Raw genomic sequence first — 5,606 nt, 5'->3', positions numbered from 1 at the left:
AAAGAAGTCCGGCGGTGTCCTACTCTCCCACGAGGTCGCCCTCGCAGTACCATCGGCGCAGAAGGTCTTAGCTTCCGGGTTCGGAATGTAACCGGGCGTTTCCCCTTCGCTATGGCCGCCGAAACACTATTGATCTATCAATCAGTCTACGACGAACACGCTCCCCCTCAACAATCGAGGGATCTGGTGTTCGATATGCGTAGTTCACCGACCGTCGATCGGGAACCACAAAGTGGACGCGAGCGCATACTCACCCACCCACAAGAGGTGGGGGTGTTGTCAAGTCATCGGCTTATTAGTACAGGTCAGCTGCAAGGGTCGTTAGTCCCCTCTTCCACATCCTGCCTATCAACCCAGTCGTCTGGCTGGGAGCCTCTCACCCACAAGGGGCATGGAAGTCTCATCTTGAGGCCGGCTTCCCGCTTAGATGCTTTCAGCGGTTATCCATCCCGAACGTAGCTAATCAGCGGTGCTCCTGGCGGAACAACTGACACACCAGAGGTTCGTCCAACCCGGTCCTCTCGTACTAGGGTCAGATCCTCTCAAACTTCCTACGCGCGCAGCGGATAGGGACCGAACTGTCTCACGACGTTCTAAACCCAGCTCGCGTACCGCTTTAATGGGCGAACAGCCCAACCCTTGGGACCTACTCCAGCCCCAGGATGCGACGAGCCGACATCGAGGTGCCAAACCATGCCGTCGATATGGACTCTTGGGCAAGATCAGCCTGTTATCCCCGAGGTACCTTTTATCCGTTGAGCGACAGCGCTTCCACAAGCCACTGCCGGATCACTAGTCCCGACTTTCGTCCCTGCTCGACCTGTCAGTCTCACAGTCAAGCTCCCTTGTGCACTTACACTCGACACCTGATTGCCAACCAGGTTGAGGGAACCTTTGGGCGCCTCCGTTACTTTTTGGGAGGCAACCGCCCCAGTTAAACTACCCACCAGGCACTGTCCCTGAACCGGATTACGGTCCTAAGTTAGACATCCAGAGTGACCAGAGTGGTATTTCAACAACGACTCCACCGACACTAGCGTGCCAGCTTCACAGTCTCCCACCTATCCTACACAAGCCACACCGAACACCAATACCAAGCTGTAGTAAAGGTCACGGGGTCTTTCCGTCCTGCTGCGCGTAACGAGCATCTTTACTCGTAGTGCAATTTCGCCGAGTTCGCGGTTGAGACAGCTGGGAAGTCGTTACGCCATTCGTGCAGGTCGGAACTTACCCGACAAGGAATTTCGCTACCTTAGGATGGTTATAGTTACCACCGCCGTTTACTGGGGCTTAAATTCGTAGCTTCGCTTGCGCTAACCACTCCTCTTAACCTTCCAGCACCGGGCAGGCGTCAGTCCGTATACATCGTCTTGCGACTTGGCACGGACCTGTGTTTTTAGTAAACAGTCGCTTCCCACTGGTCTCTGCGGCCTTCAACGCTCCAGCAGCAAGTGCCTTCACGCATCCGGCCCCCCTTCTCCCGAAGTTACGGGGGCATTTTGCCGAGTTCCTTAACCACGATTCTCTCGATCTCCTCGGTATTCTCTACCTGACCACCTGAGTCGGTTTGGGGTACGGGTGACTAGAACCTCGCGTCGATGCTTTTCTCGGCAGCATAGGATCACTGAATTCGCCCGTGAGGGCTATGCATCGGGTCTCAGGCTACGTGAGGAACGGATTTGCCTATCCCTCGCCCTACATCCTTACACCGGGACAACCATCGCCCGGCCCAGCTACCTTCCTGCGTCACACCTGTTAATACGCTAGCCGCACCAGCATAGGGTCGTGTGCTAGCCCCAACGCTTCACCCCGAAGGGATCCATCAGAGGGATTCGGACACTTAGCGTCACTGGATTAGCTTGGGCGGTTCTTCGTCAGTACGGGAATATCAACCCGTTGTCCATCGACTACGCCTGTCGGCCTCGCCTTAGGTCCCGACTTACCCAGGGCGGATTAACCTGGCCCTGGAACCCTTGGTCTTTCGGAGGACGGGTTTCTCACCCGTCTTTCGCTACTCATGCCTGCATTCTCACTCGTGTGGCCTCCACGGCTGGTTTCCACCGCCGCTTCACTGCCCACACGACGCTCTCCTACCGATCCGCACGGCTGGACCACGAAGGCCTACCTATTATGCGAATCCTACGACTTCGGTGGTGTGCTTGAGCCCCGTTACATTGTCGGCGCGGAATCACTTGACCAGTGAGCTATTACGCACTCTTTCAAGGGTGGCTGCTTCTAAGCCAACCTCCTGGTTGTCTGTGCAACTCCACATCCTTTCCCACTTAGCACACGCTTAGGGACCTTAGTCGGTAGTCTGGGTTGTTTCCCTCTCGACAATGAAGCTTATCCCCCACTGTCTCACTGCTGCGCTCTCACTTACCGGCATTCGGAGTTTGGCTGACGTCAGTAACCTTGTGGGGCCCATCGGCCATCCAGTAGCTCTACCTCCGGCAAGAAACACGCAACGCTGCACCTAAATGCATTTCGGAGAGAACCAGCTATCACGAAGTTTGATTGGCCTTTCACCCCTATCCACAGCTCATCCCCTCAGTTTTCAACCTAAGTGGGTTCGGTCCTCCACGACGTCTTACCGTCGCTTCAACCTGGCCATGGATAGATCACTTCGCTTCGGGTCTAGGACATGCGACTGAACCGCCCTATTCAGACTCGCTTTCGCTACGGCTACCCCACACGGGTTAACCTCGCCACATATCGCTAACTCGCAGGCTCATTCTTCAAAAGGCACGCCGTCACAGCTACTAGGGCTGCTCCGACGGATTGTAAGCAAACGGTTTCAGGTACTATTTCACTCCCCTCCCGGGGTACTTTTCACCTTTCCCTCACGGTACTTGTCCGCTATCGGTCATCTGGGAGTATTTAGGCTTATCAGGTGGTCCTGACAGATTCACACGGGATTTCTCGGGCCCCGTGCTACTTGGGATCCTCTCCGGGCCATCACAGCATTTCGACTACAGGGCTGGCACCCTCTATGGCTGGCCTTTCAAGACCATTCGTCTATACCGCTCTGTCACCCTTGCTGCTCGGCAGAACAGCAGGAGAGTCCCACAACCCCGACCATGCAACGCCTGCCGGCTATCACACATGATCGGTTTAGCCTGATCCGCGTTCGCTCGCCACTACTGACGGAATCACTGTTGTTTTCTCTTCCTGTGGGTACTGAGATGTTTCACTTCCCCACGTTCCCTCTACCCGCCCTATATATTCAGGCGGGAGTCACTAGGTCGGCACGCCGCCCAGCGGGGTTTCCCCATTCGGACATCCTCGGCTCACAGCTCGCTTATCAGCTCCCCGAGGCTTATCGCAGATTGCTACGTCCTTCTTCGGCTCCAGATGCCAAGGCATCCACCGTTTGCTCTTAGAAACTTGACTACATGAGTATGAAGAATCGATCGGCGCCGTCTTGCGACGACGCTGACCAATGATCTATCCCGATCTTTCGATCGGGTGATCTTCAAAACCACCAGCTGCAAGAGCCGGCGGCTTCTAAGATGCTCGCGTCCACTGTGTAGTTCTCAACATACGGTCGGCACTCCCTGCCCTGGCGCATCGCGCCTCAGCTCAGAAGTCCGAGAAACCAGCCCCCGCCCGACACTGCTCGAGCCTTGCAGCTCTCGCAGCACCCTTGCGGTGCCCGGTCCCTCAGGACCCAACAGCGTGCATGTCGCCTGCTGCCACCCGGTGTGCGTTCCAGACTCCCGAAGGAGTCGTACTGACACGCCGGCTGGACGCCTGCGACCCAAATCAATGTTCCACCCATGAGCTCCCAGCGGAAGACGTTCGCTTCCGATCTGGGTTCTGGCTGCACGACCCGAGAGCCGACAGCAGATGCTCCTTAGAAAGGAGGTGATCCAGCCGCACCTTCCGGTACGGCTACCTTGTTACGACTTAGTCCTAATCACCGATCCCACCTTCGACAGCTCCCTCCTTACGGTTGGGCCACTGGCTTCGGGTGTTACCGACTTTCATGACTTGACGGGCGGTGTGTACAAGGCCCGGGAACGTATTCACCGTGACGTTGCTGATTCACGATTACTAGCGACTCCAACTTCATGGGGTCGAGTTGCAGACCCCAATCCGAACTGAGACCGGCTTTTTGGGATTCGCTCCACCTCGCGGTATCGCAGCCCTTTGTACCGGCCATTGTAGCATGCGTGAAGCCCAAGACATAAGGGGCATGATGATTTGACGTCATCCCCACCTTCCTCCGAGTTGACCCCGGCAGTCTCCCATGAGTTCCCACCATAACGTGCTGGCAACATAGGACGAGGGTTGCGCTCGTTGCGGGACTTAACCCAACATCTCACGACACGAGCTGACGACAACCATGCACCACCTGTATAGAGACCTTGCGGGGCGACTGTTTCCAGCCGTTTCCTCTATATGTCAAGCCTTGGTAAGGTTCTTCGCGTTGCATCGAATTAATCCGCATGCTCCGCCGCTTGTGCGGGCCCCCGTCAATTCCTTTGAGTTTTAGTCTTGCGACCGTACTCCCCAGGCGGGGAACTTAATGCGTTAGCTGCGACACAGAAACCGTGGAATGGTCCCTACATCTAGTTCCCAACGTTTACGGCGTGGACTACCAGGGTATCTAATCCTGTTCGCTCCCCACGCTTTCGCTCCTCAGCGTCAGTTACGGCCCAGAGATCTGCCTTCGCCATCGGTGTTCCTCCTGATATCTGCGCATTCCACCGCTACACCAGGAATTCCAATCTCCCCTACCGCACTCTAGTCTGCCCGTACCCACTGCAGGCGCGAGGTTGAGCCTCGCGTTTTCACAGCAGACGCGACAAACCGCCTACGAGCTCTTTACGCCCAATAATTCCGGACAACGCTTGCACCCTACGTATTACCGCGGCTGCTGGCACGTAGTTAGCCGGTGCTTTTTCTGCAGGTACCGTCACTTGCGCTTCTTCCCTGCTAAAAGAGGTTTACAACCCGAAGGCCGTCGTCCCTCACGCGGCGTTGCTGCATCAGGCTTGCGCCCATTGTGCAATATTCCCCACTGCTGCCTCCCGTAGGAGTCTGGGCCGTGTCTCAGTCCCAGTGTGGCCGGTCACCCTCTCAGGCCGGCTACCCGTCGTCGCCTTGGTGAGCCATTACCTCACCAACAAGCTGATAGGCCGCGAGTCCATCCTTGACCGAAAAATCTTTCCAACTCCTAGCCATGCGGCTGAAGCTCGTATCCGGTATTAGACGTCGTTTCCAACGCTTATCCCAGAGTCAAGGGCAGGTTACTCACGTGTTACTCACCCGTTCGCCACTGATCCAGCAGGAGCAAGCTCCCACCTTCACCGTTCGACTTGCATGTGTTAAGCACGCCGCCAGCGTTCGTCCTGAGCCAGGATCAAACTCTCCGTAAATGTTCGACAGCCAACCAGCCCCGAAAGGCCAGCGGCAATCCATTTGCGCCGGCCACCCGTGAAGGCAGCCGAAGCGAGTTGATCTGACTGAAGTCCGAATATCTACTGACATTCGATTTCAATCCAAAGGAATCTCAACCGGCCGACAAACGTCGACCGACGAGGATAATTTGGCATTGACTTAGTGCACGCTGTTGAGTTCTCAAGGATCGGGCGCACCTGACC

At 56.2% G+C, this 5,606-nt stretch carries 3 rRNA genes; all 3 read right to left on the bottom strand.

Going from position 1 to position 5,606, the window contains the following annotated elements:
- Positions 1-6 precede the first annotated feature (6 nt).
- The 3 genes from rrf to ID804_RS12030 all read right to left on the bottom strand — a co-directional run bounded on the left by rrf (position 7) and on the right by ID804_RS12030 (position 5,381).
- A 5S ribosomal RNA gene (gene rrf / locus ID804_RS12040) occupies positions 7-123 on the bottom strand.
- A 152-nt stretch (positions 124-275) separates the two neighbouring features.
- Positions 276-3,390, bottom strand: a 23S ribosomal RNA gene (locus ID804_RS12035).
- Positions 3,391-3,857: 467 nt separating this feature from the next.
- Positions 3,858-5,381 (bottom strand): 16S ribosomal RNA (locus ID804_RS12030).
- Together the 16S, 23S and 5S rRNA genes form the textbook arrangement of a ribosomal RNA operon.
- Between the last annotated feature and the right edge of the window lie 225 nt (positions 5,382-5,606).

It is taken from the genome of Microcella alkalica, assembly GCF_014595885.1.
Taxonomy (GTDB): Bacteria; Actinomycetota; Actinomycetes; order Actinomycetales; family Microbacteriaceae; genus Microcella; species Microcella alkaliphila_B.
This window is presented reverse-complemented; position numbering and strand designations above follow the sequence as displayed.